The sequence below is a fragment of the Bradyrhizobium sp. STM 3557 genome, from assembly GCF_045571465.1.
Lineage (GTDB): Bacteria > Pseudomonadota > Alphaproteobacteria > Rhizobiales > Xanthobacteraceae > Bradyrhizobium.
In genome coordinates this window covers 1,134,433-1,160,660 of sequence record NZ_CP120697.1, presented here as the reverse complement: position 1 = coordinate 1,160,660, position 26,228 = coordinate 1,134,433, and the positions used below count along the sequence as shown (strand labels likewise).

Sequence of the window (26,228 nt, the reverse complement as noted above, 5' to 3'; positions counted from 1 at the left end):
AGAGCCTGCGCGATTACTGGCACAAGGCTGATGTCACGTAGGTGTCGGTGCGGCAGTCGTCCGGCTTGCGCGCGCGGCCTGGAATCAGCACTTTCGGCGAGCAGCTCTCGGCGGCATCGCTGTTGAGGCTCTTGCCTTCCTTGTAGCCCTTGCTCTGGCAGAGCTTGTCGGCAGCCATCTTGCAGTCTGGCGTGCGGTTCGCCGCAAGAGGACAGACCGACCGTCCCGTCACCATCGTCGACGGCTTGGCGAGCCGCGACAGCGTCTCACCGGTGCCTTTGAGCGCATCGCCGGCGGCGCCCGAGGTCCCCTCCGATGGTGCCGCGCCTGTCGCGGTGCCGCCTTCGTCCGATTTCCTCAGCGGCAGAATCTTGTCGAACAGCTTGCCCATGTCCTGGAACAGGCCGGGATTGTCCTGGCGCACCGGCGGCGGCTGTGATTGCTGCGGCTCGGTCGCGCCAGACGGGGATGACGGCGGCGATCCCTGCTCCTGCAGGCCCAATGACGGCTGACTGCGCGGGCTCTGCGTCCAGCCCGTCGCAGTCCCCCCGATCAGCATCGGCACGACCAGAAGCGCGGTGACGAGAGGCGCCAGCGCGAGCCGTGGCCGATGGACAAAGTGAGCTGATGACACCGCGTTCCGACAGATCGACAGACCGAAGGCAGCATAGCAGCAAACAATCCGCCGTGCGAGCGACGCGCATGACGGGCAGCCCACCTGGTCGGCGCGCGTCAGATCAGCTTGAACGCAACGATGAAGCCGGCCACCAGCACCGCGGCGCCGAGCCCAACCCACAGCCCGAGATGCTTCTCGATCCGCACCCGGATCCATTCGCCGTAGCGGTTGAGCAGGATCGCCGCGATGAAGAAGCGCGCGCCGCGCGCCACGACCGAACACAGCACGAACAGGACGACGTTGTAGCCGGCGAAGCCCGAGGTGATGGTGACGAGCTTGTAGGGGATCGGCGTCAGGCCCTTGAGCAGGATGATCAATGCCCCCCATTCGGCATAGGAGGCGCGGAACGCTTCGACCTTGTCGCCGAGCCCGTAGAGCTGGATCAGCCAATGCCCGAGGGAATCATAGAGCAGCGCGCCGATGGCGTAGCCCAGCAGGCCGCCGATCACGGACGCCGCCGTGCAGACGGCGGCGAACAGCCAGGCCCGCTGCGGTTTCGCCAGCGACATCGGAATCAGCATCACATCCGGCGGGACCGGAAAGAACGAGCTTTCGGCGAAGGCGACCGCAGCCATGATCCACAGGGCATGCGGCTTGTGCGCGGCGTCGATACACCAGTCGTAGATCCGTCTGAGCATGGTCCGCGATGAAGCAAACCGCGGCCGATTTGTCCATGCCGCGGACGTGAATGTTTGCGAACGATTATCGGCGTTTGTGCAGCGGGCCGGTTTCCAGCGCGACAATTGGTCGCCGCTGCAGCCGGGCTGACGCGGTCTTCGGCACCTTAACCGGCTGTTTCGGCATTTTCTCGGCAATGCCCAGCAGGAGTTCGCGCCGCTCCATCTCGCGCCAGACGTCCTCCGGGCGAATCCCGGTCTCCGCCCACAGCACCGTGAGATTGTAGATCAGGTCGGCGCTCTCGCGCACCACGGCATGGGCGTCGCCGCTCACGGCGTCGATTGCGACCTCGATCGCCTCCTCCGCCAGCTTCTTGGCCATTTTGGAGGTGCCGCGCTGGAACAGCTTGGCCGTACGTGACCGGCCGGGATCGAGGTCCCGGGCCGCCAGCACCGCCTGATAGAGCCGCGCGATCGAATCACTCATGGCGATACGTTAGTCGAAAGCCATGGCGAGCGTGTTAACGCCTGTGACGAAAAAGTAAAAATCCGCCGGCATCGCAATGCCGGCGGACCTGCTCGAAGCCGCAAGGCAATCACCAGCCTCGGTAATACGGGCCTCCACCATAGTAGCCGTAGCCCTGGCCATAATAGGCCGGCCGGCCGTAATAATAGTCGTCGTAATAATCGCGCCGGCGCTGCTCGGCGGCGATCGCAAGCCCGGTGCCTACGATGCCGGCAAAGGCCGCGGCGGCTGCCGCGCCCCCGCCGCCATGGTAACGGTGATGATAGACCCTGCGGCGCGCGCTGATGTCGGTGACGGCGCCATTGTCCTGAACCGCGGTGGCCGCCACGCGCTTCTGGGCCGGTGCGGCCGTAGCCAGCGAAGGCGCGACCGCCGTCAGGGCGACGGCCGCGATCGTCGCCAGCGCCGTGGCGCGGCCGAGCCGCGCAAACATCCCGCCTGATGCGAACATATCGTGATCCTCCATAACGATGCGATCTGAGGTGACAACATGTCAGATGGCGCTCGGGTTCCAGTTCGGAAACCCGCTGGGGTCAGCGCAAAACGCCGCAGGGCCTGCTCATGGATCGTTCAGGTTTGGGCGCTCAAAATGGCACCTCGCGCCCCTTGCGCGAGGAAGCGTCCGCGCCGTCGCCACACTGAATTTGTCGATGCAGGCTGGGCGTTGCACGATCATGGATGAGTACCGCCCGGCGTGACCCGATGCGCATGCAACGATTCCTCGTTCGTCTCAGCCTGCTGCTGATCGGCCTCGCCGCGCTGACCGGCTTCGGCGCGCGGGCTGACGACGGGCTACCGATAGCCATCCGGCTGGTCCTGGAGCGTCCGCTTGACGGGAGCATGGCACCGCTCGTGCTGGCGGACAGTCGCGGCCTGTTCAATGCCGAAGGCGTTACGGTGGCGACGACCAGCGCCAAAGGCCCGGCGGACGCCATTGCCCGCGTCGCCAGTGGCGAGGCCGATCTTGCGCTCGCCGACATCAACGAGCTGGTCCGTTTCCACGGTGAGCCCGGCAAGCCGGCGGTCAAGGCGGTGTTCGTGCTGTTCAACAGCGCGCCTTACGCGATCGTCGCGCGCAGGAGCCGTGATATTCACACGCTCGCCGATCTGGACGGCAAGACGGTCGGCGTGGCCGAAGGCGACCTCTCGATCCGGCTGTGGCCGGCCGTGGCACGGCACAACGCCATCAAGACCGCGGAGCTGAAATTTGCCAAGGTCGGCGCTGCCGTGCGCGAGCCGATCCTGTCCGCCGGCCAGGTCGATGCCGTCACGGGCTTCTCCTATCTCTCGGCCGTCAACTTGCGCGACCGCGGCGTGCCGGCAAGCGACCTCGCCGTGCTGAACTTCTCCGACTATGGCTGCGAGGCCTATGGGCTCGCGGTCATCGCCAGTCCGGCCTTCGCCGCCGCGCATCCGGAGGCGTTGAGGGGTTTTGTGCGTGCGCTGATCGGCGGGCTGCACCGCTCGATCAGCGACCCGGCCGCTGCCGCTGCTGCGGTGGTGAGCCGCATGGATGACGGCTCGCCCGAACTCGAGCTCGAAAGGCTCAAGACCGTATTGGCCAACAACATTCTCACGCCGGAAGTCCGTCGCAACGGCATTGGCGGCATCGATCCCCTGCGGATGGAGCGCGCCATCGACCAGATCGGCGAGGACCAGAAATTCCACAGGCGCCCCGCTGCCGCCGATATTTTCGACGACAGCTTTCTGCCACCGGTCGATGGGCGCCTGATCAATTGAGCTGACAGGCTGAGCTCGATAATTGGCGCTGTCACCCGGCACCGTTCCAGGGCTAAATTGCGGCGCCACTTTCACCGCGTCCGGACGATACGAAACTGCTGCCCATGTCCCTGCTCCGCCTCTACGCCCGCGTCCTGCAGCTGCTCGGCAAGGAGGCGCGGCTCGGCTGGATCCTGGCGATCGCCAATCTCGCGCTCGCCGGCGCGCAATTCGCCGAGCCCGTGCTGTTCGGCCGCATCGTGGACGCATTGTCGGGGCGCAGCACGAGCGGCTCCGCGTGGCCGCTGCTCGCCGCGTGGGCAGCGTTCGGCCTGTTCACCATCGTGGCCGGTGCGACAATCGCGCTACATGCCGACCGCCTCGCCCACCGCCAGCGCCAGGCGGTGCTGACCAGCTATTTCGAGCACATCCTGCAGCTTCCGCTGACCTTCCACTCCGGCACCCATTCGGGCCGGCTGATGAAGGTGATGCTGAACGGCACCGACGCGCTGTGGCGGCTGTGGCTGTCGTTCTTCCGCGAGCATTTCGCCGCCATCATGTCGGTCGTGGTGCTGCTGCCGCTGTCCCTCTATCTCAACTGGCGACTCGCGATCCTGCTGTTCGTGCTCTGTGTCGTGTTCACGGTGCTGACCACGCTCGTGGTGCGCAAGACCTATGGCATGCAGAGCGAGGTCGAGGAGCACTACAGCAACCTTTCGGCGCGCGCCTCCGACGCGCTCGGCAATGTCGCGCTGGTGCAGAGCTTCGTTCGCATCGACGCCGAGGTGCAGAGCCTGCGTTCGGTGTCGACGCAGCTGTTGTCGGTGCAGATGCCCGTGCTCGGCTGGTGGGCGCTCGTCACGGTGATCACCCGCGCCTCCACCACCATCACGGTGCTCGCGATTTTCACCGTCGGCATCGCGCTGCATGATGCGGGCCTGTCCTCGGTCGGCGACATCGTGATGTTCGTCTCATTCGCGACCATGCTGATCCAGAAGCTCGAGCAGGTCGTATCCTTCATCAACAACGTGTTCATGGAAGCGCCGCGGCTGCAGGAGTTCTTCACCGTGCTCGACGCGGTGCCAGCGGTGCGCGACCGGCCTGACGCGATCGACACCGGCCGCCTTTCGGGCCTCGTCGAATTCCACGACGTCTCGTTCTCCTATGATGGCAAGCGGCCGGCGGTGGCGGATCTGACCTTCACCGCGCTGCCGGGCCAGACCATCGCGCTGGTCGGCCCGACCGGTGCCGGCAAATCGACCGCGATCGCGCTGCTGCATCGCGCCTTCGATCCGCAATCCGGCTTCATCAAGATCGACGGCATGGACGTGCGCGGGCTGAAGCTGTCGGCGCTGCGGCGGAACATCGGCGTGGTGTTCCAGGAGGCGCTGCTGTTCAACCGCTCGATCCGCGACAACCTCCTGGTCGGCAAGCCCGACGCCACGGATGAGGAGCTGCGCACCGCAGCCGCGCGCGCGCAGGCGCTCGATTTCATCACGCGCGGCGAAGCGGGCTTTGATAGCAATGCCGGCGAGCGTGGCCGCATGCTGTCCGGCGGCGAGCGGCAACGGCTGTCAATCGCACGCGCGCTGCTGAAAGATCCGCCTATCCTGATTCTCGACGAGGCCACCAGCGCGCTCGATGCGGTGACCGAAGCCAAGGTCAACGCGGCGCTGGACGAGGTGATGAAGGGACGCACCACTTTCGTGATCGCGCACCGCCTGTCGACGATTCGCAACGCAACGCGCATCCTTGTGTTCGAAGCCGGCCGCGTGATCGAAAGCGGAACTTTCGATGAACTTGTCGCGAAAGGCGGTCATTTCGCGGAACTCGCCAGGGCGCAGTTCATGGTGCAGGAGGCAGCGCGCGCGGATGTTCCGTCGCCGACAAGCGTCCTCACGCAGGGCGGCACAAGCCCCGTGACATAGGTCCCCGCCTCGACATTTCCATCGTGGAATTGAACGCCTGGCCACTGTTCCGAAGCAGCGGGCGGGTATAGTTTGCGGCGTGCCGCGACTGGCGTTCCGTCGCCTGCATCCGCTCTGCTGACGGCATGCCAGCGAATGCCGGCCCGAGGGAACACTAGCCGAGTGATCGTCGTTGGCGGCACCGGACACACTTGAAACCCGAACATCAGATCGCCCTCCTCTTTCCACGAGGCGGGTCTCAAAGACCGGAATCGGATAGTGCAGTTGCTTCGCTCGTTGCTTCGTCTATCGCCAATCAAATTCATCATGCTCGTTGCCGTGCTGGCGCTGGCCGGCAGCCGCATCGCGCAAGCCGAAGCTCTGCTGCTGGTCGAAGCCGATAGCGGCAAGGTGCTGGAAGCGCAGAACGCGACTATTCCCTGGCATCCGGCCTCGCTGAGCAAGATGATGACCGCGTATGTCACCTTGAAAGCGGTCAAGGACGGCAAGATCACGCTCGACACGCTGTTCACGGTCTCGCCGGTGGCGGCGTCTCAGGTGCCATCGAAGATGGGCTTCCGTCCGGGCACGCAGGTCACCGTCGACAACGCGCTGAAGATGATGCTGGTGAAGTCCGCCAACGACATGGCGGTAGTGCTCGCGGAAGGCGTCGGCGGCTCAATCCAAGGCTTTTCGGCGATGATGAACGACACCGCCCAAAAGCTCGGCATGACGCAGACCAACTTTGTCAACCCGAACGGCCTGCCCGACGACGCCCAGATCACCTCGGCGCGCGACCTGGCGATGCTGGCCCGCGCAATCATCCGCGACCTGCCGGAATACGAATATTTCGTGCACATTCCCTCGATCCGCTATGGCCGCCGGATCACGCAGAACTTCAACAAGCTGATCGGCCGCTATCCCGGCGCCGACGGCTTCAAGACCGGCTTCATCTGCGCGTCCGGTTATAATCTGGTGGCTTCCGCCACCCGCAACGGCCGCCGCCTGATCGCGGTCGTGCTCGGCGCATCCTCCGGCAAGGCGCGATCGCTGCGCGCGATGCAAATGCTCGATCGCGGCTTTGGCGGTACCGCGCTGAGCTGGCTGAAGCCATCGCTCGGCACCGTTGACAGCCTTGTCCCAACCGACGTCCCGGCGCCGGATCTCCATGACGATGTGTGCGGGCCCAAGCGCCGTGCTCCCGCCAGCGACGACGAGGAGGATACGGTTGCAAGCTCGGCCAGTGAATCGCCAGGCGGCGCGGTGCTGGCCGGCCTTCAGCAGCCGGCGCTGAAGCCCGCAGACCTGCTTGCGAGCCAGGCGGCGCCCTCGGAGCCCGTGGTGGTCTATACCGGTCCGACCAAGACCGGCGCGGCGCTGATTGCCGCGGTCGCTGCCGATACCGACAGCCAGACCCTGTCCAAGCATCGCGGCAAGAAAGTGGTCCGTATCGCGGTAAAGAAGACGGACGGTGACAAGGCTGGAGCCAAGCCGACCGAGGTCAGCGCCAAGCCGGCCGCCGCTCGCCACGCCGGCGCCAAGCCTGAGGCCGGCGCCCCGAAGGCCGCGGCCGATGCCGCCGCAGTCAAGCCCGGCAAGCCGAAGGCGGCGGCCAAGCCGAAGTCGGACACCAAGCCCAAGGCCAATAGTAGCCCGAGCTAACAGCTGTTCAGCGCGACGCATCATCAATGCGGCGCGCGCATTTGGCACATCGGGCACATCAGCGCCATTGATCCGTTAACCCTCGCTGTGGGTTCCCAGCCGCTTGCCTTGAATGGCCGCAGATTCGATACTGCCGGCAACAGCCGTCCCGGTCGCCCGGAGGCGGCAGACGGACGGAGAGGAAAGCCATGGAGCGCATCTGGCTCAAGCACTATCCCGCCGGCGTTCCGGCCGATATCGATCCCGCGCAATATTCCTCGCTCGTCGAGCTGCTCGAAGAGAGCTTCCGGAAGTTCGCCGACCGCAGAGCCTTCATCTGCATGGACAAGGCGATCAGCTATCGCGAGCTCGATGGGATGTCGACGGCGCTGGCCGCCTATCTGCAGGGTCTCGGCCTGCAGAAGGGCGCCCGGGTCGCGCTGATGATGCCGAACGTGCTGCAATATCCGGTCGCGATCTCTGCGGTTCTGCGCGCCGGCTTCACTGTAGTCAACGTCAACCCGCTCTACACGCCGCGCGAGCTCGAGCACCAGCTCAGGGATTCCGGCGCGGAAGCCATCATCGTGCTTGAGAACTTCGCGCACACCGTGCAGCAGGTCGTCGGCCATAGTGCGGTCAAGCACATCGTCGTCGCCAGCATGGGCGACCTGCTCGGCTTCAAAGGTGTCATCGTCAACCTGGTCGTGCGGCGCGTGAAGAAGATGGTGCCGGCCTACACGCTGCCCGGTGCAGTGGCGTTCAACGATGCCGTTGCGGCCGGCCGGGCCAAGCGCTTCGAGAGGCCCACGATCGGACCCGACGACGTCGCCTTCCTGCAATATACCGGCGGCACCACCGGCGTCTCCAAGGGCGCGACCCTGCTCCATCGCAACATCGTCGCCAATGTGCTGCAGAACGACGCCTGGTTGCAGCCGGCGCTCGCCACCCCGCCGCAGATCGATCAGTTGCTCGTGGTCTGCGCGCTGCCGCTCTATCACATCTTCGCGCTGACCGCGTGTTTCCTGCTCGCGGTGCGCGCCGGCGGCGCCAATCTCCTGATTCCCAATCCGCGCGACATCCCTGGCTTCATCAAGGAGCTGATGAAGTATCAGGTCAACAATTTCCCGGCGGTCAACACGCTGTATAACGCGCTGTTGCATCATCCCGATTTCAAGAAGGTCGACTTCTCCAAGCTCAAGATCTCCAACGGCGGCGGCATGGCGGTGCAACGCTCCGTCGCCGAGCAGTGGCAGCAGGTGACCGGTTGCAGCATCGCCGAAGGCTACGGCCTGTCGGAGACGTCGCCGACGCTCACCTGCAATCCGCCGACGTCAACCGCCTTCAACGGCTCGATCGGCATCCCCGTGCCCTCCACCTACATCTCGATCCGCGACGATGATGGCAACGAGGTGCCGCTGGGACAAGCCGGCGAGATCTGCGCCAAGGGGCCGCAGGTGATGGCCGGCTATTGGAACCGGCCCGACGAGACTGCGAAGGTGATGACGGCGGATGGCTACTTCCGCACCGGCGACATCGGCATCATGTCGGAGGACGGCTTCACCCGGATCGTGGACCGCAAGAAGGACATGATCCTGGTCTCCGGCTTCAACGTCTATCCGAACGAGGTCGAGGAGGTGATCGCGAGCCATCCGGGCGTGCTGGAAACCGCCGTGATCGGCCAGCCCGACGCGAAATCGGGCGAGTTGGTGAAGGCCTTCGTTGTCAAGAAGGACCCCAATCTCAGCGCCGAGGAGATCACCAAGTTCTGTCACGAGCAGCTGACCAACTACAAGGTCCCCAAGCTGATCGAGTTCAGGACCGAACTGCCCAAGACCAATGTCGGCAAGATCCTGCGCCGGCAGCTCCGCGACGAGAACAAGCCCGCCGCCTGAGGTGATCCTTGCGGCCCGAGCGCGCGTGACGTTCGAATTGATGAAGCGAGAGCACGGAGGGCCGTTGCCGTTTCCGTCCAAGCGCCTATGCTGGCGGTATCCGCCCACATCAGTCCATTCCAGGGAGAAGTGAAGATGACGATCCAAGTCGGCGACAAGCTGCCGGAAGCCAAGTTTCGTGTCATGACCGCCGAAGGCCCGCAGGTCAAAACCACCGACGACATCTTCAAGGGCAAGAAGGTCGCGCTGTTCGCGGTGCCCGGGGCCTATACCGGCACCTGCCACAAGATGCATTTGCCGAGCATCTTCCTCAACGCCTATGCGATCAAGGGCAAGGGCGTCGATACCATCGCCATCGTCTCGGTCAACGATGCCTTCGTCATGAACGCCTGGAAGCGTGACACCGATCAGCGCGACGAGGCCGTCTTCCTCGCCGACGGCAATGCTGATTTCACCAAGGCGATCGGCATGGAGCTCGATGCCTCCGCAAACGGCCTCGGCATCCGGTCCAAGCGCTATTCGATGCTGGTCGAGGACGGCGTGGTGAAAAAGCTCAACCTCGAGCCCGCGCCGGGCAAGGTCGAGGTCTCCGGCGGCGACACGCTGCTGGAGCAGCTGTAAGGCGCGCGCCTTAGTACTGAGGCACGCAAGAAACTCATTCGATCAACGCGCGCGTGCCGCTACACAAACGCTGTCATTCCCCGCGAAGGCGGGGAATCCAGGACGCCGCGGCTTCTCGGCTGTTCACACGATCGTCTTTAGGAGACTGGATCGTCCGCCTGCGCGGACGATGACAGTGGAGCAAGTCAACCCCTTACGTTCTGCTGCAGCCTCGCCATGGCGACGCCGTCACGAGCGAGCTGGTCGGCGCGCTCGTTCTCGGCGTGGCCGGCGTGGCCCTTGACCCAGTGCCAATGCACCGTGTGCGGCTTCAGCGCCGCATCGAGCCGCTGCCACAGCTCGGCGTTCTTCACCGGCTTCTTGTCGGCGGTCTTCCAGCCGTTCTTCTTCCAGCCGTGAATCCACCCTGTGATGCCCTGCCGGACATATTGGCTGTCGGTGTAGAGCTCGACCTGGCACGGCCTCTTCAACGCTTCCAGCGCGGAGATCGCCGCCATCAACTCCATGCGGTTGTTGGTGGTGTGCGGCTCACCGCCCTTCAGCTCCTTCTCCTTGTCGCCGAATTTGAGGATCGCGCCCCAGCCGCCCGGACCGGGATTGCCCGAGCAGGCGCCATCGGTGTGAACGGTGACGAGCGGAAGCGCACTCATGCCAAAGCTCCGGTCACGTCAAGGCTCCGGAGGCGATCAGGCCATAGTCGCGCACGCTCAAAACGCTCTGGTGGAAGCGCAGCTTGCGGACATATTCGAGCGGATCCTTCGGCTTCACCAGCGCGCCCGGCGGCACGTTGAGCCAGTCGACCAGCCGCGTCAGCAGGAAGCGGATCGCGGCTCCCCGCGCGAGCAGCGGCAGCGCCGCCTGCTCGGCCTCCGACAGCGCGCGCTCGCGGCCATAGGCGTTGAGGAAGGCCCGCGCCTTGGTGACGTTGAAGGAATGATCGGCCTCGAAGCACCAGGCATTGAGGCAGATCGCGATGTCGTAGGCGAGGATGTCGTTGCAGGCGAAGTAGAAGTCGATCAGGCCCGACAGCTTGTCGCCGAGGAACAGCGCATTGTCCGGAAACAGATCGGCGTGGATGATGCCGTCCGGCAAGTCGCGCGGCCAGTCAGCCTCGAGGTGATCGAGCTCGGCCGCGAGGAAGGCCGATAACCCCGCTTGCACCGTATCCGCACGCGATGCCGCCTGGGCGAACAGCGGCCGCCAGCCGTCAACCGACAGCGCATTGGCGCGCCGCATACTGAAATCGTGACCGGCAAGATGCAGCTTCGCCAGCGCCTGGCCAATACCAGCGCAATGCATCGCGGTCGGCTTGCGCGGCCACACGCCTTCGAGGAAATCGATGATCGCCGCCGGCCGCCCGGCAAGCTCGGACAAGGTCTCGCCCGACTTCATCTTCACCGGCTGCGGACAGACGATGCCATGGCGCGCCAGATGCGCCATCAGGCCGAGAAAGAACGGCAGGTCACCCTTCGCGACGCGCTTCTCATAGAGCGTCAGGAAGAACGAGCCCTTGGTGGTGTGGAGCAGGAAATTGGAGTTCTCGACGCCTTCGGCGATGCCCTTGTAGGAGAGCAGTTCGCCGATGTCGTATCGATTGAGGTAGTCCGCAAGCTCGTCGGCGGCAACGTCGGTATAGACCGCCATGTAAGACTATTCCGCGGCAGCTTCGGGCCGCAGCGAACGCGGCAGCGGGAAGAACTCGTTCTCCTCGGCGGCCGACACCGTCTCCACATGCAGCGTGAAGCGCTCGGCGAAGGCGCCCATGATCTCCTCGACGATCACCTCCGGCGCCGAGGCGCCGGCCGTGATGCCAAGGCTCTTGATGCCCTCGAAGCGCGTCCAGTCGATATCCGAGGCGCGCTGGGCCAGCACCGCGATCGGGCAGCCCTCGCGCTCGGCAACCTCGCGCAGACGCTGCGAGTTGGAGGAGTTCGGCGCGCCGACCACGATCAGCGCGTCGACCACCGGCGCCACCTTCTTCACCGCCAGCTGGCGGTTGGTCGTGGCGTAGCAGATGTCTTCCTTGTGCGGCCCGGAGATGTTCGGGAACCGGCCCTTGAGGATCGCGACGATATCCTTGGTGTCGTCGATCGACAGCGTGGTCTGGGTCACGAAAGCGAGGTTGTCGGGGTCCTTCGGGGCGAAGGTCGCGGCGTCCTCGGCGGTCTCGATCAGGGTCACCGCGCCCGGCGGCAGCTGGCCGACGGTCCCGACCACCTCCGGGTGGTGGGAATGGCCGATCAGGAGGATCTCGCGGCCCCGCTTGAAGTGGATCGCCGCCTCCCGGTGCACCTTGGTGACCAGCGGGCAGGTGGCGTCCAGGGAGAAGAAATTGCGGGCCTGGGCCTCGGCCGGAACCGATTTCGGCACGCCATGTGCGGAAAATACTACCGGCGCGTTGGTATTGTCCGGGATCTCGGCCAGTTCCTCGACGAAAATGGCACCCTTGGTCTTCAGGCTGTCTACGACATACTTGTTGTGGACGATCTCGTGCCGGACATAGACGGGGGCGCCGTAGATGGCGAGAGCCCGTTCGACGGTATCAATCGCCCGCACCACGCCGGCGCAGAAGCCCCGCGGCGAGCAAAGCACGATTCGAAGGTCTGGTTTGGCTGCCATGGAGCTGATCTGTGCGGGCTGATTTTCGGCCGATCCGGCCCCCGGGCCGGCATGCGGGAGGACGGTCATAGAACTCTGGGAATGCGACGGTTCGGATAAGGACTTGGGACCGCTTTCGAGCGCTGTCAAGGCGTTTCCGCAAGGCATTGCGCCAGCGCCCCGGAAGGGACTATATAGGGGCCAATTCCCGTCATCGCTGATGACCGCAGGTTTCGCCACCAAGGAGGGGGCGGAGCACAAAGGAGATTTGCCATGAGCAACGCCCCGCTGATGCCAAAGGCAACTGCCGTGTGGCTGGTCGACAATACTGCGCTGACCTTCGACCAGGTCGCCGATTTTACCAAGATGCATCCGCTCGAGGTGCGCGCCATCGCCGACGGCGATGCGGCCCAGGGCATCAAGGGCATGGACCCGATCTCGACCGGCCAGCTCACCCGCGAGGAGATCGAAAAGGGCGAAAAGGACCCGAATTACCGCCTCAGGCTGCAGGAGAGCAAGGTGGTGCTGCCGCCGCAGCCCAAGCGCAAGGGGCCGCGCTATACCCCGGTGTCGCGCCGGCATGAGCGGCCGAGCGCAATCCTCTGGCTGGTGCGCAACCATCCCGAGCTGAAGGACGCGCAGATCATGCGCCTGGTCGGCACCACCAAGAGCACCATCGCCAGCGTCCGCGACCGTACCCATTGGAACGCTCAGACCCTGACCCCGATGGACCCGGTGACGCTCGGCCTGTGCTCGCAGATCGAGCTCGATTTCGAGGTGCAGCGCGCCGCCAAGGAGAAGCCGATCGAGGCCCAGTACAGCGGCGCCACCCTGCTGCCGGCCTCCGAGACCACCCGCAAGGACGAGTACGAACCGGCCGCGCGGGAATCCGACGATCTCAACGTGGATGCCGTGTTCGCCAAGCTGAAGACGATCGGCGGCAAGAAGCCGGAGGACGACGAAGATAGGTGAGACCGCCCTCTTCGCATCTCACGATCATGGCGCCGGATTTACCGGCGCCATTTTTGTTTGCAGCGGGCGCGCAGCACGCCTTTAACCTCTCCCCGTAACAACGGGAGGAGCGCACCGTCGTTACGGACGATCCGGGTGGTTCATCATGTATTCGCCGAGATCGCGCTGCCTGCGGTCGGCCTTCGCCTCGGCCCGCTGGCGCTGCACATCGCGATCCCTGCGGCAGGCGACATATTCCGGCGAGCCGGCTGCCACGGTGTTGTTGGCGCGGCAATAGGAATCATCGTCATCATTGCCGACGGCGGTCACCGTCCCCGTATTGCGAGCGGCACAGCCGGCGAGCGACAGGGCGACGAAGGGAACGATGAGGAACGAAAACGAATGAGGCAGGCGCATCGGGCTCTCGATCGGAATGGGCGCCCTGTTTAGCCGAAAATGCGGAGTTTGTAAGTCAGGGATGAACGCCACGACGGCGGCAGTTTCCGGGGAGCCTTGCATGAGAAGGCTGCTCGCTCCCTATTCGCCTGAGAGCGGCCGAGCCTCGCAGTCAACGACTGCCGTCATTGCGAGCGGAGCGAGGCAATCCAGCATGTGAAGGTAGTCTGGATTGCTTCGTCGCCTTCGGCTCCTCGCAATGACGGCTCCATGTCGCGCTCGAGCCCATCATACCGGCGTCACACCCGCCCCTTCAGCGCGGTGCCGATCTCGTCCAGCACCTTGGGGTCCTCGATGGTGGCCGGCATCGCCCAGGCCTCGCCGTCGGCGATCTTCTTGATGGTGCCGCGCAGGATCTTGCCCGAACGTGTCTTCGGCAGCCGGCCGACCGTGATCGCGAGCTTGAACGCGGCGACCGGGCCGAGCTTCTCGCGCACCAGGCCGACGACCTCCTTCTCGATCTCACTGGGACTGCGCGCCACGCCGGCCTTCAGCACCAGGAAGCCGCAGGGCACCTCGCCCTTGATCGCATCCTTGATGCCGAGCACCGCGCATTCGGCGACATCGGGATGCGAGGCGAGGATCTCCTCCATGCCGCCCGTCGACAGCCGATGGCCGGCGACATTGATGATGTCGTCGGTACGCCCCATCACGAAGACATAGCCGTCCTCGTCCTTGTAGCCGGCATCCGACGTCTTGTAGTAGCCGGGAAACTCGGTGAGATAGGCCTCCTTGAAGCGGTCGTCCTGCTGCCACAGCGTCGGCAGGCAGCCGGGCGGCATCGGCAGCTTGATCACGATCGAGCCCATCGTATTCGCCGTCACCGGCTTTGCAGCTTCGTCGACAATGTCGACCTGATAGCCGGGCATCGGCACCGTCGGCGAGCCGTGCTTGACCGGCAAGAGCCCAAGCCCAACCGGATTGCCGGCGATGCACCAGCCGGTCTCGGTCTGCCACCAGTGATCGATCACCGGCACGTTCAATTGTTGTTCTGCCCATTCGACCGTCGGCGGATCGGCGCGCTCGCCGGCCAGGAACAGCGTACGGAATTGCGACAGATCATATTTGCGGATCTGCTCGCCATCGGGATCTTCCTTGCGGATGGCACGGAACGCGGTCGGCGCGGTGAACAGCGCCACCGCTCTGTGCTCTGCTATCACACGCCAGAACGCGCCGGCATCGGGCGTGCCGACCGGCTTGCCCTCATACATGATCGAGGTGGCGCCATGGATCAGCGGCCCATAGACGATGTAGCTGTGGCCGACCACCCAACCGATGTCGGAGCCGCACCACCAGACCTCGCCAGGCTTGATGCCGTAGAGATTGGACATCGACCATTTCAGCGCGACGAGGTGCCCGCCATTGTCACGCACCACGCCTTTCGGCTTCCCCGTCGTTCCCGATGTGTAGAGGATGTAGAGCGGATCGGTCGCGAGCACCGGCACGCAAGCGGCAACCTTGCCGGCATCAAGCGCGGCCTGACGCAAGCTGGCCCAGTCATGGTCGCGGCCGGCGACGAGCTCGCAAGTATGCTGCGGCCGCTGCAGGATGATGCAGGCCTCCGGCTTGGCGCTGGCAAGCCCGATCGCCTCGTCCAGCAGCGGCTTGTACTGCACGATGCGGCCGGGCTCGATGCCGCAGCTTGCCGAGAGGATCAGCTTCGGCGCGGCATCGTCGATCCGCGTCGCCAGCTCCTTGGCGGCAAAGCCGCCGAACACCACCGAATGCACGGCGCCGATGCGCGCGCAGGCCAGCATCGCCACCACCGCCTCGGGCACCATCGGCATGTAGAGGATGACGCGATCGCCCTTGGTGACGCCGAACTCCTGCATTACGGCCGCGAGCGTCTCGACCTCGCGCAACATCTCGGCATAGGTCAGCTTGGTCACGCTGCCCGTGAGCGGCGAATCGTGGATCAGCGCGAGCTGATCGGCGCGGCCGCCAGCAACATGACGATCGAGCGCGTTGTAGCAGGTATTGACGACGGCGCCGGTGAACCAGCGGCCATAGGCACCCACAGCGGGATCGAAGATTTTCCGTGCCGGTTCGATCCAGTCGATCTCGCGCGCCGCCTCGGCCCAGAAGCCCTCGGGGTCGGCAAGCGAGCGGGCGTGAACCTCGTGATAGCCGCTCTTGCCTTGAACGTTCATCATCGCCTCCCGGATCGTGTTGTTGTCATCGATCTGGATCGGCGCCAGCCCGGCGGCCATGATCCGGATCAATTCGCATAGGTTTCACCGCATCTTCACGTGATGCGCAGCCATTTCAAGCGGGAATGGCTACGCCTTTCGGCGATGGAGCAATTCAATACCCGCCACCGGCCTGGAGCCGTTCGAGCCGGCCCTGCATCTCCTTCTTCAGGTCGAAGCCGGGGCGGCCGAAACCGGCGTCGCGGCGGGCGAGATACTGCTCCTGCTCGCGGCGCCGCGCCTGGCCCTCGCGCGCGCTGGTGCTGGTTGCCTGCCGCACCACCCGGGTATTCGCTGCGAAGATCTCGCGATCGAGATCGGCAAGCTCGGGGTCGGCGCAGATCGCCCTCTCCACCGGACGCCGCGCCTGCGCGCAGCTGAAGCTCGGCTTGCCGGCGACCGCCATCTGCGCGCCCAGCCGCTCCAATTCCAGGCCCAGCGCATGGTAATTGGCGCGGGCGCTGACATGCGCCGGATTGAGCTTCAGCGCCGCGGCGAAATCCGAAAGCGCTCTGACCCGGTCGCCCTTCTTGTGCTCGAGCTCGCCGCGCGCGTTGAAGATGTCGGCAAGAGTCGGCTCGAGCTGCAGCACGACGTCGTAGTCGGAGATGGCGCGGTCGGTCTCACCTTTCCGGATCAGAGCGGAGGCATGCGCGATGAGCGCATTGACGCGGTCGGTCCGCGCCGTCTTGGCATTGTCGATCAGCGCGCCGCATTCGGTCAGGATCTTGTCGGCGTCATTGGCCTCGGCGGCCGCGACGCAGGCCGCCGGATCGACCGCGGGCTCCTTGCCCGGCTCGGCGGCGCCGATCGCGTGCGCCTTTGCGGCAAGCGCAAACCACAGCGGCGCGACCAAGAGCAGACGAACCAGGGCGTGACAGCGTGGCGCAGCAGGACCTGATAATGCGAGAACAACCACGACGACCGGATCTTTCAAATTCGGACGGCCCAAAACAAGGGCTCCACTGACGCAGCGATTTGCGGCAAATATACAGATAGGTCCAAGATGCCCCAAGATGCGACACATCCTTGCATAACCTGGGAACCATGGCTTGACGACATTCGAATGGATCATCGGCCTCTTGCTCGCATCCGTCGTGCTCTTGGCACTGGCGCGGCGGATCAAGGTGCCCTACCCCACGCTGCTCGCCGTCGGCGGCGTGCTGCTGGCTTTCGTGCCGGGGGTGCCGAGCTGGACCTTCGACCCCGACCTGACGCTGGCCGTGTTCGTCGCGCCGGTGCTGCTCGATGCCGCCTATGACACCTCGCTGCGGGACCTGCGCAACAACTGGCTGCCGGTATCGATGCTGGTCATTGTCGCGGTCACGGTCACGACGGTCGCCGTCGCGGTGGTGGCGCATTGGCTGGTGCCCGACATGCCATGGGCTGCGGCGGTCGCGCTCGGCGCCATCGTCGCGCCGCCCGATGCCGCCGCGGCAGTCGCCATCCTGCGCCAGGTCAACCTGCCCTATCGCATCCAGAAGATCCTGGAGGGCGAAAGCCTGCTCAACGACGCCAGCGCGCTGCTGATCTACCGCATCGCGGTCCGCATCGCGCTGCTGCACGAGGTCACCTGGAGCCGCATCGCGCCCTCGATCGTGCTGGCGCTGGCCGGAAGCCTGGTCGCAGGCTATCTCGCTGCACGAATCTGGTTGCGGATCACGGCGCGCGTCAACGACGCGCCGACCGCGATCATCCTGCAATTCAGCGGCACCTTCCTGATCTGGATTGCGGCCGAACGTCTCGGCCTCTCCAGCATTCTCGCCGTGGTGGTCTTCGCGGTCACGCTGGCTCGCACGGCACCGGAGCGGACGCCGGCGCGGCTGCGCGTGCCGTCCTATGCAGTCTGGGAGACCGTGGTCTTCATCCTCAATGTCCTTGCCTTCGTGCTGATCGGCATGCAGCTCGGCCCGATCTGGGACCGACTCGATGACGTGATCCGGCTGCAATATGCCGAGATCGCCGCCTGCGTGCTCGTCGCCGTCATCCTCGCGCGCATCCTGTGGGTCATGAGTTATGGCGCAGTGATGCGTTCGTTGTGCCGCAGAGGGGTGCTCGGGCCGGGCATTGCCCGCGAGGTGCCGACGCTCAAGGGCGGCGTGGCGGTCTCCTGGTGCGGCATGCGCGGTATCGTGACGCTGGCCTCCGCCTATGCGCTGCCCGACGGCTTTCCCTATCGCGATCTCATCCTGCTGGTCGCGTGCTCGGTCGTGCTCGGCACGCTCGTGCTGCAGGGACTGACCCTGCGGCCCCTGATCCTCGCGCTGCAGCTCAAGGACAACAATCCGGTGGGGAGCGAGGTCGCGCGTGCCCGGGGCGTCGCCTATCGCGCGGCACTGCAGGAGATCGACGGCGACGGCTCACTGCAGGCGGAGCTGCTGCGGCAGGAATATCGCGAGGTGCTGATGCAGGCCGAAGGCAACCCGGACGGCGGTGTCACCACGACCGAGCTGCCGGCCGATCCGTTGCGACGGCGCGCTTTGGCAGCGGCGCGCCGCGCCATCCTGTCGCTGCGCCAGTCCGAAGATATCGGCGATGACGCTTTCCATCAGTTGGAAGAAGAGCTCGACCGCGCTGAGCTCGGTGCGCAGGGTTAGAGCTCGAATGATTTCCGTCGCAACTCATCAGTAACACGCGGGAAATACTGATCTGCGAGCCTTCTTCTCTAAGGCTGCGTGTCAAACCGCAGCGACAGCCTGCAGAGATTTTCAACGATGTCCACGGACCGACCGACCGACGCCTCGACAGCAAGCCGCGAAGGTTTCCTCGAGCGCGAATATCATGCCGGCAACGCACACTGCGATGGCCCAGGGCGGCATCCAGTCGCGCCTGCGGATGTCGTCTCCTTCTGGCAGGAGGCCGGCAAACCCATGTGGTTTGCCAAAGATGCGAATTTCGACCGCTGCTTTCGCGAACGATTCCTGTCCGCCCACGAGGCGGCAACACGCGGCGAGCTGAACGACTGGGCGGCGACGCCGGACGGCGCGCTGGCGCTGCTCATTCTGCTCGATCAGTTCCCGCGCAATGCGTTCCGAGGCACGCCGCGCGTCTATGCCAGCGATGCGCAGGCCTACGAAATCGCAAGCCGTGCCGTTGCAGCGGGGTTTGACCAGCAGGTTAGTCGCGAGCTCCGGGCCTTCTTCTATTTGCCGTTTTGTCATTCGGAAGATTTGGCCGACCAGGAGCGCGCGGTGGCGCTGATGCGCGAGCTCGGCGGGGAAGCTGCGCAGGCTGCCGAGCGCCATCGCGACATCATCAGGCGTTTCGGCCGCTTTCCCCACCGCAACCCGATTCTCGGCCGCGCCATGACGGCGGAGGAGCAGGAGTATCTCGATCGGGGTGGCTTTGCGGGGTAGCGGGACTCATTGAACCAAAGCCGTTGCGGCGAGACACAATGTCCATGACGACACTGATCGACAATTCGCGCGCACGCGGCGTCATCGCGTCCCCTGCGCGCTATTTTTATTTCAACATGGCGCTCGCCTGTGCGGCGGTCGCCTTTCTCGGCTTTGCGCCGACCTATTGGCTGCCGCTGGCGCGCGGATCGTTCTCCGGCGCGCCCGTGGTGCATTTCCACGGCTTGTTGTTCTTCACCTGGACCTTGTATTTCGCCTTCCAGAGCTGGCTTCCGGCCTCCGGCCGCACGGCCTGGCATCGTTCCCTCGGCATTGGCGGCGTGTCGCTGGCGACCGCCATGGTGATCTTCGGCGTCATGGTCGCGATCGAAGCCATGAAGCACTCAGCCGCGATCGGGCAGCCCAACGAGGGTATCGCCTTCGCGATCGTGCCGCTGAGCGGGATTGCGTTCTTTGCCCTAGTGTTTGCGCTGGCCATCGCCGCGACACGCCGGCCCGAGACTCACAAGCGGCTGATGCTGCTCGCCGCCATCTCTCTGCTCGATGCGGCCGTGGCGCGCTGGTTCCTGACCTTCCTCGCCCCGCCGGGACCGCTCGGCCCGCCGCCGGTGCCGGTCACAATCGCCCCGGCGCTGGTCGCCTATCTGCTGCTCGTCGTGGCGATCGTCTATGACTGGCGCAGGCTGGGCCGCCCGCATCCGGTCTACGTCTATGGCGGCCTCGCGCTGGTCGCAGTGAAGCTTCTGAACTGGCCGATCAGCATGACTCCGATGTGGCATTCATTCGCCGGTGGCCTGCTGGCGATGGCGCAATAGCACCAACAACAAACGATTGTGATCTCGGCGCCGGAGGCATGCTCTCGACTTGAGAAGCTGTTCGCGGTCGCGCCATCGGCGGTGAACTCCCTCTCCCCGTTCTTACGGGGAGAGGGTTGGGGTGAGGGGCAGACGCTTGCTCCGTGTGTGCCGTTAGACCTGTACCCCCTCACCCGGATTGCATCTGGCGATGCAATCCGACCTCTCCCGGCAAGCGGGGCGAGGTTGCAGCGAGCGCACCGCGAGAAATGTGCGTGATTTTGCGCTTTTGCCGCGGTGGGAGCCTGCCTAACTCCGACACGTCAGCCCGCCGTCGACGACAAGCTCGATGCCGGTGATGTAGCGCGACTCGTCGGACGCCAAGAACAGCGCGGCATTGGCGACGTCCCAGGCTTCGCCCATATGGCCCATCGGCACCTGCGCATCGCGCTTGCGCCACATCTCTTCGACGTCGCCCTTGGCGTAGCTCGCGGCAAGCCCGGCAGAATGCTCGACCATCGGCGTCTTCATCAATCCCGGCAGGATCGCGTTCACGCGCACATGCTTGGGTGCGAACTCCACCGCCGTGGTGCGCGTCATCTGGTTCATTGCCGCCTTGCTGGCGCCGTAGCTGACATAGGAGATGCCGACCTGGCGGATCGAGGCCACCGATGAGATGTTGATGATCGAGCCGCCGCCCTGGGCGACCATCACCGGGATGACATGCTTCATGGCAAGACAGGCGCTCTTGAGATTGACGGCGAAGACGCGGTCCCATTCGGACTCCTCGACATCGACGACGCTGCCCATCTCGGCGATGCCGACATTGTTGTCGAGCACATCGATCCGGCCGTAGGTGTCGAGGCAGAGCTTGACCATCGCCGCGACGTCGCCGGCCCGCGACACGTCCGCCGTGAAGGCGGTCGCGCGGCCGCCCTCGCCAGCGATGATCCTAGCCGTCTCCTCGGCCGCGGCCGGATTACGATCGACGCAGAACACCTGCGCGCCCTCGCGCGCGAAGGTGACCGCGGTCGCCTTGCCATTGCCCCAGCCCGGCCCGATCGAGCCGGCGCCGACCACCATGGCGACCTTGCCCTTGAGACGATCCATCGTTTTCTCCCTTGGTCTTCTGCTTGGCGGGCAAATTGGACGGGCGCAGCGGCGCCCGTCAACCGTCGGGACGGCAGACGCACACGCCATTTTCGCAAGGCCCCTTTCGCTCTGGCAAGAAAGCGATCTCCCGCATAGGCTGCCGGGCTGAAGCCGGCCCGTCAGAGGCCGGCCATGACCGGGAGAACGCTGATGCCTGCACCTTCTCTAGCGCGCCTGCTCGTTGCAGGAAGCCTTGCGCTGCTCGCCTCCACTTGCCTGACGGCGGCGCGTGCGAAACCTTTCATGATCGTCGGGCTGGACGAGAAGATCAGCTGGGACGCCGACGGCAAGGCCGTGCTTGCGCCCGCCGGCAAGGACCAGGTGCTGATCGTCGATCTCGCCGATCCGGAAAGCCCGAACATCGTGGCCTCGCTGCCGCTGAAGAATTCGGTGGTCGGGCCTCCGGTCAATGTCGCGATCGATCCGACCGGCGCGGTGGCGCTGGTGGCCGATTCCGTCGATGTCGCCAAGGATGGCGAGGCGCTGAAGCAGTCGCCCGACAACAAGATCTATGTGATCGATCTCAAGGCCAGCCCGCCGAAGCTCGCCACCACCATCACCGGCGGCAAGCAGCCCTCGGGCCTCAGCTTCAGTCCGGACGGCAAGATGGCGCTGGTCGCCAATCGCGGCGACAATTCGGTCAGCGTGCTCTCGGTCGACGGCACCGACGTCAAGGTGACGGATACGGTGAGCCTGCCGGACAGCGTCGCCCACGTCCAGTTCACGCCGGACGGCAAGCGGGCGCTGGCCGTGCGCTTCCCGGCGCATAAGGTCTCGATCCTCGACGTCGCCGGCGGCAAGGTCAGCTACAACAAGATCGACCTGCCCACGGGCCAATGGCCCTATAATGTGGTGGTGACGCCGGACAGCAGGCTGGCATTAACCGCCGACAACGGCGCCTCCGGCTCCTCGGACGGCAGCGTCGACACCACCAGCGTGATCGATCTCACCGCCAATCCGCCTGTTATCATCGACCGCGTCGTGATCGGCGACGGCCCGGAAGGCTTTGCAATGAGCCCGAAGGGCGATCTCGCGGCGGCCGCGATCCTGCGCGGCTCGAACATGAAGAATGCGTTCTTCTACAAGAAGAACGGCAGCATCTCGATCCTGAAGATCGACGGCAAGAAGGTGACCAAGACGCAGGACATCGAGGTCGGCGGCCTGCCCGAGGCCATCATGTTCACGCCCGACGGCAAGTATTTGCTGGCCGGCAACTTCCTCGACCAGGACTTCTCGATCCTGAAGGTCGATGGCAGCGAGGTCACCGACACCGGCAAGCGCTTCAAGGTGCCCGGCCACCCGGCATCGGCGCGCATGGGGAATTGAGGGGGCCATCTCCGTCATTGCGAGGAGCCGAAGGCGACGAAGCAATCCAAAATCTTCGTGTGATGCTGGATTGCTTCGCGGAGCCTGTCATCCGGCCGCGCTTTGCGCGGACCGGGTGGCTCGCAATGACGAAGAAGTCGGAGTGGCGCCGCCCGTCACTGGAACGTCATGTCCAGGCACTTGGAAATGTCGGAGCCAAGTCCCGAGGAGATCGTGATGCAGCCGCGTACCTTCTGCTGGGTGGTGTCCGCGGCCCAGATCGAATAGCCGCCGGAGCCGAAGAACGAGTTGGTGTTGGCCGGCTCGCTCTCGGTGGCGTCGAATGCGTAGTTGGAATCGGTATCGAAGACGCGCGGCTTCTTGGTGCAGCCGCCGTCGGTCTGCACGTTGATGACCTCCTTGTTGTCCCGTGTCAGCGACAGCGACACCTGGCACCGGAAGTACTCCGACGTTTTGACATTGAAGAGGTAGGTATAGGACTTGCAGGTCGCGGTGTTCAGTTTTCCCGGCGAGAGCCCTCGGCTGCAGGCAATGCGCTGGTTGTTCGAGAGCTTGAACTCGTCGGCGTGCGCAGCGGACACCAGCGTCACCAGCGATAACGCGACATACAAGACCGACTTCGTGACGTGGTTCATTCGACTCGTCCCCGCGAAAATTTCTTCGGTGGTGGTTCAGCGTATGGATATTTGGTTCTAGCGTATGAATAAAAGATAGTCGTGCGGCGGAGCACGAAAATTACAAGGTGATGCCGGCATGCCGCTGCGACAGCGTGCCCGGTTGCATCGGCGAAGCGATCTGGTTCTTGATTTGTTCGAAACGAGATGGCGGCTTTTCGCGTTCAAGGAGGATGAGATGACGACCCCAATATTGAGAGTCCTGGCGGCAGTGGCGCTGATCGGCACATCGACGATCGGCGCCAGCGCCGACCCTGCCGAGCCGGCGGCGTGGGAGCTCAGGCCCGACATGGGCTACGCCTACGGCAAGGACGGCAAGACCCTCGCCTACAAGATGGGGACCAAGAACGCCAACATGCTGCTCAAGGGCGCCAAGAAGGTGCCGAAGGGCACGCTGTTCTTCATCGGCCAGAACGGCCAGCTCTACATGCGCACCGGCCCCTATCTCGAGGGCGACGGCAGCTTCATGTTCGGTTCGGATTAAGCAAGAGCAGATTGATCCGCGCGGATTGCGGGCGAGTCAAGAAGGATTCGTCAGTCTATCGCCGCATGGGCAGTGCACCCTCTCCCCTTTGTGGGAGAGGGTGGCGAGAATGAGCGAAGCGAAATTCTCGCCGGGTGAGGGGTCCGTATCTGCGGAGACAGACCCCTCATCCGAGTTCGAACTTCGTTCGAAACCACCTTCTCCCACAAAGGGAGAAGGTGCACCGAATTGGCCGCGAGCTTCGCGAGCCTTCACCGACGCCCTAATTGAACGCCCCGGCCAGCTCTTTCGATCCCGGCAGGCCGCTCAGCGAATCCATCCGGGCGTCGGTGACCGCGAGCAGCTTGGCCACCGTGTTGTGTCTCACCGCGACCGGGTTGCGCTCATAGCCACCGCGCTGGAAGAAGTTCGCGGTCGGCACCTGGTCGCGCATCTCGAGCGGCATGGTCACCATGTCGAAGCCGGTGCCGTCGCCGGTCAGGTTCATCATCTCGAGCTCGGCGGCGGTCAGCGGCCGGGTAAAGCCCCTGGCGCGGGCGAACAGCACCGAGGTAAGGAGCTTGTAGGTCTGCAGCATCGGGCCGACATCGATGTCGAGCACCATCGCATGCAGCGCCCAGCCCTGCTGGCTGTTGCCGATCTGCTCATGCGCGGACCAGTCGTCCGGCACCGAGCGGGCGATCGCCACCATCTTCTTCAGCACCGCAAGCTTGTGCTCCATTGCCTGCCGACCCGGCCCGCTGGTCTGCCCGACGCGCTCGCTCAGCACGCGGATGAACAGCGGCCCCTGCTCGGCCAGCAGCTCGACGGTGTTGGTGGTGAGCAGCTGATTGTAGCCGATCGCGGTCGAGATCGCGCGGTTGCCCTTGAAGCCGGATTGCGAGTCGTGCCTGCCGTTGCCGCCGGTCTCGAAGGCGTAGACCCGCACCGCCTGCTCGCGCGTCAGGCCGCTCGTCGAGGCGAAGTTCGCATAGGCGCGCTTGAAATCGCTCTCATTGGTCGGACGCTGCGGCGCCCATTGGAACTGGTCGCGCGCGGCCTGCAGCAGGTCGGCGACAACGGGAATGTATTTGGGTTCGCGCGGCTCGCCTTCCGGCTCCGGCTGCGGATTCACCGGGCGCTTCGGCCCAGTATAGACCGGCGGCTGCTCCAGCACATAATCGTCGAGCGTGATCGGCACGTGGTCGCGCCGCTTGGCGTTGCGGCCGCGCCGCTTGTCGGCGATGGCCTTCCAATAGGCGCTCGCTTGCGCATCGAAGGCCGCGCGGGCCTCCTTGTACTCCGCGAGCCGCCGCTGGTAGTCGGCGATCGCCTCGGGCGAGGCGGCCTGCGCCATTGCGTCCATCGGCGCCGCTGCCGCGCCCGGCCCGGCCGCGTGCAGGGATGGCGCTGCGAACGACAGGCACAGGCCAGTGATCAGGAGGACATGACGAATCGGAGGGTGATGCATGGCACGGTTGTAGCGAAAACCGCGGCTACTTCCAGGCAAAGACCGGCTGTTCCAGCGTGTCGACGCGGGTATTGCGCCCGGCCAGCACCTCGCGGAACTGATAGATCAGGGCCGCGGTCGGCGCGTGGATCAGCCCCTGCCCATAGTGGAAGCGGATCACGCGTCCCGGACTTTCCGGGATCGCGGTGAAATCGAAGGCATCGTCGGCCGCGATCGCAGCAAGCTCGACCCGGTGCACCGATGCGACCTCGTCCGGGTTCGGCACCGGCACGGCCGTGCCGCCCACCCACATCACGACAGGCGTGATCAGATAGCCCGAGCGGGTCGGATAATCGTCGAGCAGGCCGAGCACCGCGTCCGCCGCCAGCGCGAGCCCCAGTTCCTCATGCAGCTCACGCAAGGCCGCCTGAACCGGCGTCTCGCCGGTGTCGCACCGCCCACCCGGCAGCGCCCATTGCGCACGATGCGTCCGCAACGACGCGGCTCGGCGGGTCAGCAGCAGCGCAGTCTCGATGTCACCACGATCGGAGGCTGTAAGCGCGATCGCGACCGCTGCGCGCTTCAGCGCCAGCGTGGCGTCGCCCTCGGATAGCCGCACGAAGGCGGCACAGCGCTCTGCAATATTCCGTCGGGTGGTATCGTCAAACGGCAGGGCCATGTCGCTTGACTACATCACGGCTGGCCGTGATGAAAGCAGCCGGGTTTCATTGGTGGGAAGTGCGGACGCATGACAAAGACGGGCTTGGCCAAGCTCGAATCCGACGGCTGGGAGATCGTCGATACCAGCGGCTTCCTGCATCTGGTCGGCCCGCTGTGGCAGCGGAATGTCGACGGGGCCTACGAATATGCGCTGCACACCGAGGACAAGCATCACAATCGCCGCGGCCTGGTTCAAGGCGGCGTGATCATGACCTTCGCCGACCGGGCCTGCGGCATGACCGCCCGCTTCGTTTCCGGCAAGCCGCATCTGGCGACCGTCCAGCTCGACGTGCATTTCGTCGAGGTCGGCAAGATCGGCGAGACGCTGATCGCCCGGCCGCGCGTGGTTCGCACCACCAAGAGCCTGATCTTCATCACCACCGAGGTCACGGCTGGTGAGCGCGTGATCGCAATGGCGAGCGGCGTGTTCAAGATCTTGAAGAGTGCGTGAGAGACGTACCAGCATCTGCGCCGTCATTGCGAGGAGCCCATCGGGTCTC

26 protein-coding genes are annotated in these 26,228 nt (G+C 64.9%); 12 read left to right on the top strand and 14 right to left on the bottom strand.

The window, feature by feature from the left end; all coding sequences use genetic code 11:
* Window positions 1-13: 13 nt before the first annotated feature.
* The 4 genes from P6U24_RS05270 to P6U24_RS05255 form a co-directional block, all read right to left on the bottom strand.
* Complete coding sequence (locus P6U24_RS05270) at window positions 14-559, bottom strand: hypothetical protein (protein WP_407160789.1); 546 nt, start codon at window positions 557-559, stop codon at window positions 14-16.
* Between the two features lie 173 nt (window positions 560-732).
* Window positions 733-1,314: a YqaA family protein gene (locus tag P6U24_RS05265; RefSeq protein ID WP_407158130.1), complete on the bottom strand. Its 582-nt coding sequence runs from the start codon at window positions 1,312-1,314 to the stop codon at window positions 733-735.
* A 64-nt stretch (window positions 1,315-1,378) separates the two neighbouring features.
* Window positions 1,379-1,780, bottom strand: a complete 402-nt coding sequence (hisE, locus tag P6U24_RS05260) for a phosphoribosyl-ATP diphosphatase (protein WP_407158129.1) — start codon at window positions 1,778-1,780, stop codon at window positions 1,379-1,381.
* Window positions 1,781-1,889: 109 nt separating this feature from the next.
* Entirely contained in the window at window positions 1,890-2,270 is a 381-nt protein-coding gene (locus P6U24_RS05255; protein WP_407158128.1) for a hypothetical protein, read from the bottom strand.
* 251 nt (window positions 2,271-2,521) lie between these two features.
* On the opposite strand from P6U24_RS05255, the gene P6U24_RS05250 reads away from it, so the two are divergent.
* The 5 genes from P6U24_RS05250 (at window position 2,522) to P6U24_RS05230 (ending at window position 9,599) form a co-directional block, all read left to right on the top strand.
* Window positions 2,522-3,559, top strand: coding sequence for an ABC transporter substrate-binding protein (locus P6U24_RS05250; protein ID WP_407158127.1), 1,038 nt, complete (start codon window positions 2,522-2,524; stop codon window positions 3,557-3,559).
* A gap of 104 nt (window positions 3,560-3,663) precedes the next feature.
* On the top strand, window positions 3,664-5,466 hold the full coding sequence (locus P6U24_RS05245) for a glucan ABC transporter ATP-binding protein/ permease (protein ID WP_407158126.1): 1,803 nt from the start codon (window positions 3,664-3,666) through the stop codon (window positions 5,464-5,466).
* Window positions 5,467-5,772: 306 nt separating this feature from the next.
* Window positions 5,773-7,107, top strand: a complete 1,335-nt coding sequence (locus tag P6U24_RS05240; protein WP_407158125.1) for a D-alanyl-D-alanine carboxypeptidase family protein — start codon at window positions 5,773-5,775, stop codon at window positions 7,105-7,107.
* 188 nt (window positions 7,108-7,295) lie between these two features.
* Complete coding sequence (locus tag P6U24_RS05235) at window positions 7,296-8,978, top strand: long-chain fatty acid--CoA ligase (RefSeq protein ID WP_407158124.1); 1,683 nt, start codon at window positions 7,296-7,298, stop codon at window positions 8,976-8,978.
* Between the two features lie 135 nt (window positions 8,979-9,113).
* The gene (locus tag P6U24_RS05230) at window positions 9,114-9,599 is read left to right on the top strand and encodes a peroxiredoxin (RefSeq protein WP_407158123.1); all 486 of its coding nucleotides are present in this window, start codon (window positions 9,114-9,116) and stop codon (window positions 9,597-9,599) included.
* 185 nt (window positions 9,600-9,784) lie between these two features.
* Here P6U24_RS05230 and rnhA read toward each other — a convergent pair whose 3' ends face one another.
* The 3 genes from rnhA to ispH are packed head-to-tail and all read right to left on the bottom strand — an operon-like array spanning window position 9,785 to window position 12,218.
* Complete coding sequence (rnhA, locus tag P6U24_RS05225; RefSeq protein ID WP_407158122.1) at window positions 9,785-10,249, bottom strand: ribonuclease HI; 465 nt, start codon at window positions 10,247-10,249, stop codon at window positions 9,785-9,787.
* Between the two features lie 13 nt (window positions 10,250-10,262).
* Window positions 10,263-11,243, bottom strand: coding sequence for a homoserine kinase (locus P6U24_RS05220; RefSeq protein WP_407158121.1), 981 nt, complete (start codon window positions 11,241-11,243; stop codon window positions 10,263-10,265).
* Window positions 11,244-11,249: 6 nt separating this feature from the next.
* The gene (gene ispH, locus P6U24_RS05215; protein WP_407160788.1) at window positions 11,250-12,218 is read right to left on the bottom strand and encodes a 4-hydroxy-3-methylbut-2-enyl diphosphate reductase; all 969 of its coding nucleotides are present in this window, start codon (window positions 12,216-12,218) and stop codon (window positions 11,250-11,252) included.
* Window positions 12,219-12,470: 252 nt separating this feature from the next.
* Between ispH and P6U24_RS05210 the strand changes: the two genes are divergently transcribed.
* Window positions 12,471-13,169: a DUF1013 domain-containing protein gene (locus P6U24_RS05210; RefSeq protein WP_407158120.1), complete on the top strand. Its 699-nt coding sequence runs from the start codon at window positions 12,471-12,473 to the stop codon at window positions 13,167-13,169.
* A gap of 120 nt (window positions 13,170-13,289) precedes the next feature.
* Here P6U24_RS05210 and P6U24_RS05205 read toward each other — a convergent pair whose 3' ends face one another.
* The 3 genes from P6U24_RS05205 to P6U24_RS05195 form a co-directional block, all read right to left on the bottom strand.
* Window positions 13,290-13,565: a hypothetical protein gene (locus P6U24_RS05205; RefSeq protein ID WP_407158119.1), complete on the bottom strand. Its 276-nt coding sequence runs from the start codon at window positions 13,563-13,565 to the stop codon at window positions 13,290-13,292.
* A gap of 278 nt (window positions 13,566-13,843) precedes the next feature.
* Window positions 13,844-15,754, bottom strand: a complete 1,911-nt coding sequence (locus tag P6U24_RS05200; protein ID WP_407160787.1) for a propionyl-CoA synthetase — start codon at window positions 15,752-15,754, stop codon at window positions 13,844-13,846.
* A 154-nt stretch (window positions 15,755-15,908) separates the two neighbouring features.
* The gene (locus P6U24_RS05195; protein ID WP_407160786.1) at window positions 15,909-16,664 is read right to left on the bottom strand and encodes a hypothetical protein; all 756 of its coding nucleotides are present in this window, start codon (window positions 16,662-16,664) and stop codon (window positions 15,909-15,911) included.
* A 181-nt stretch (window positions 16,665-16,845) separates the two neighbouring features.
* Between P6U24_RS05195 and P6U24_RS05190 the strand changes: the two genes are divergently transcribed.
* The 3 genes from P6U24_RS05190 to P6U24_RS05180 all read left to right on the top strand — a co-directional run bounded on the left by P6U24_RS05190 (window position 16,846) and on the right by P6U24_RS05180 (window position 19,964).
* The gene (locus P6U24_RS05190; protein ID WP_407158118.1) at window positions 16,846-18,390 is read left to right on the top strand and encodes a cation:proton antiporter; all 1,545 of its coding nucleotides are present in this window, start codon (window positions 16,846-16,848) and stop codon (window positions 18,388-18,390) included.
* A 273-nt stretch (window positions 18,391-18,663) separates the two neighbouring features.
* Entirely contained in the window at window positions 18,664-19,149 is a 486-nt protein-coding gene (locus tag P6U24_RS05185) for a DUF924 family protein (protein WP_407160785.1), read from the top strand.
* Window positions 19,150-19,193: 44 nt separating this feature from the next.
* Window positions 19,194-19,964, top strand: a complete 771-nt coding sequence (locus P6U24_RS05180) for a hypothetical protein (RefSeq protein WP_407160784.1) — start codon at window positions 19,194-19,196, stop codon at window positions 19,962-19,964.
* A 288-nt stretch (window positions 19,965-20,252) separates the two neighbouring features.
* Here the strand turns inward: P6U24_RS05180 and P6U24_RS05175 are convergent, their stop codons facing one another.
* Window positions 20,253-21,053 carry an SDR family NAD(P)-dependent oxidoreductase gene (locus P6U24_RS05175; RefSeq protein ID WP_407158117.1) on the bottom strand — a complete coding sequence of 267 codons (801 nt, stop codon included), beginning with the start codon at window positions 21,051-21,053 and terminating at the stop codon, window positions 20,253-20,255.
* Window positions 21,054-21,245: 192 nt separating this feature from the next.
* Between P6U24_RS05175 and P6U24_RS05170 the strand changes: the two genes are divergently transcribed.
* A complete protein-coding gene (locus tag P6U24_RS05170; protein ID WP_407158116.1) occupies window positions 21,246-22,421 on the top strand; it encodes a beta-propeller fold lactonase family protein in 1,176 nt (391 codons plus the stop codon).
* 155 nt (window positions 22,422-22,576) lie between these two features.
* Here P6U24_RS05170 and P6U24_RS05165 read toward each other — a convergent pair whose 3' ends face one another.
* On the bottom strand, window positions 22,577-23,056 hold the full coding sequence (locus P6U24_RS05165; RefSeq protein WP_407158115.1) for a hypothetical protein: 480 nt from the start codon (window positions 23,054-23,056) through the stop codon (window positions 22,577-22,579).
* A 217-nt stretch (window positions 23,057-23,273) separates the two neighbouring features.
* On the opposite strand from P6U24_RS05165, the gene P6U24_RS05160 reads away from it, so the two are divergent.
* Window positions 23,274-23,579 carry a hypothetical protein gene (locus P6U24_RS05160; RefSeq protein ID WP_407158114.1) on the top strand — a complete coding sequence of 102 codons (306 nt, stop codon included), beginning with the start codon at window positions 23,274-23,276 and terminating at the stop codon, window positions 23,577-23,579.
* Window positions 23,580-23,841: 262 nt separating this feature from the next.
* On the opposite strand, the gene P6U24_RS05155 is transcribed toward P6U24_RS05160, so the two are convergent.
* On the bottom strand, window positions 23,842-25,029 hold the full coding sequence (locus P6U24_RS05155) for a hypothetical protein (RefSeq protein WP_407158113.1): 1,188 nt from the start codon (window positions 25,027-25,029) through the stop codon (window positions 23,842-23,844).
* A gap of 25 nt (window positions 25,030-25,054) precedes the next feature.
* Window positions 25,055-25,687, bottom strand: a complete 633-nt coding sequence (locus P6U24_RS05150; RefSeq protein WP_407158112.1) for an NUDIX hydrolase — start codon at window positions 25,685-25,687, stop codon at window positions 25,055-25,057.
* A gap of 69 nt (window positions 25,688-25,756) precedes the next feature.
* Here P6U24_RS05150 and P6U24_RS05145 point away from each other — a divergent pair, with 69 nt between their 5' ends.
* Window positions 25,757-26,179 carry a PaaI family thioesterase gene (locus P6U24_RS05145; RefSeq protein WP_407158111.1) on the top strand — a complete coding sequence of 141 codons (423 nt, stop codon included), beginning with the start codon at window positions 25,757-25,759 and terminating at the stop codon, window positions 26,177-26,179.
* Window positions 26,180-26,228 lie beyond the last annotated feature (49 nt).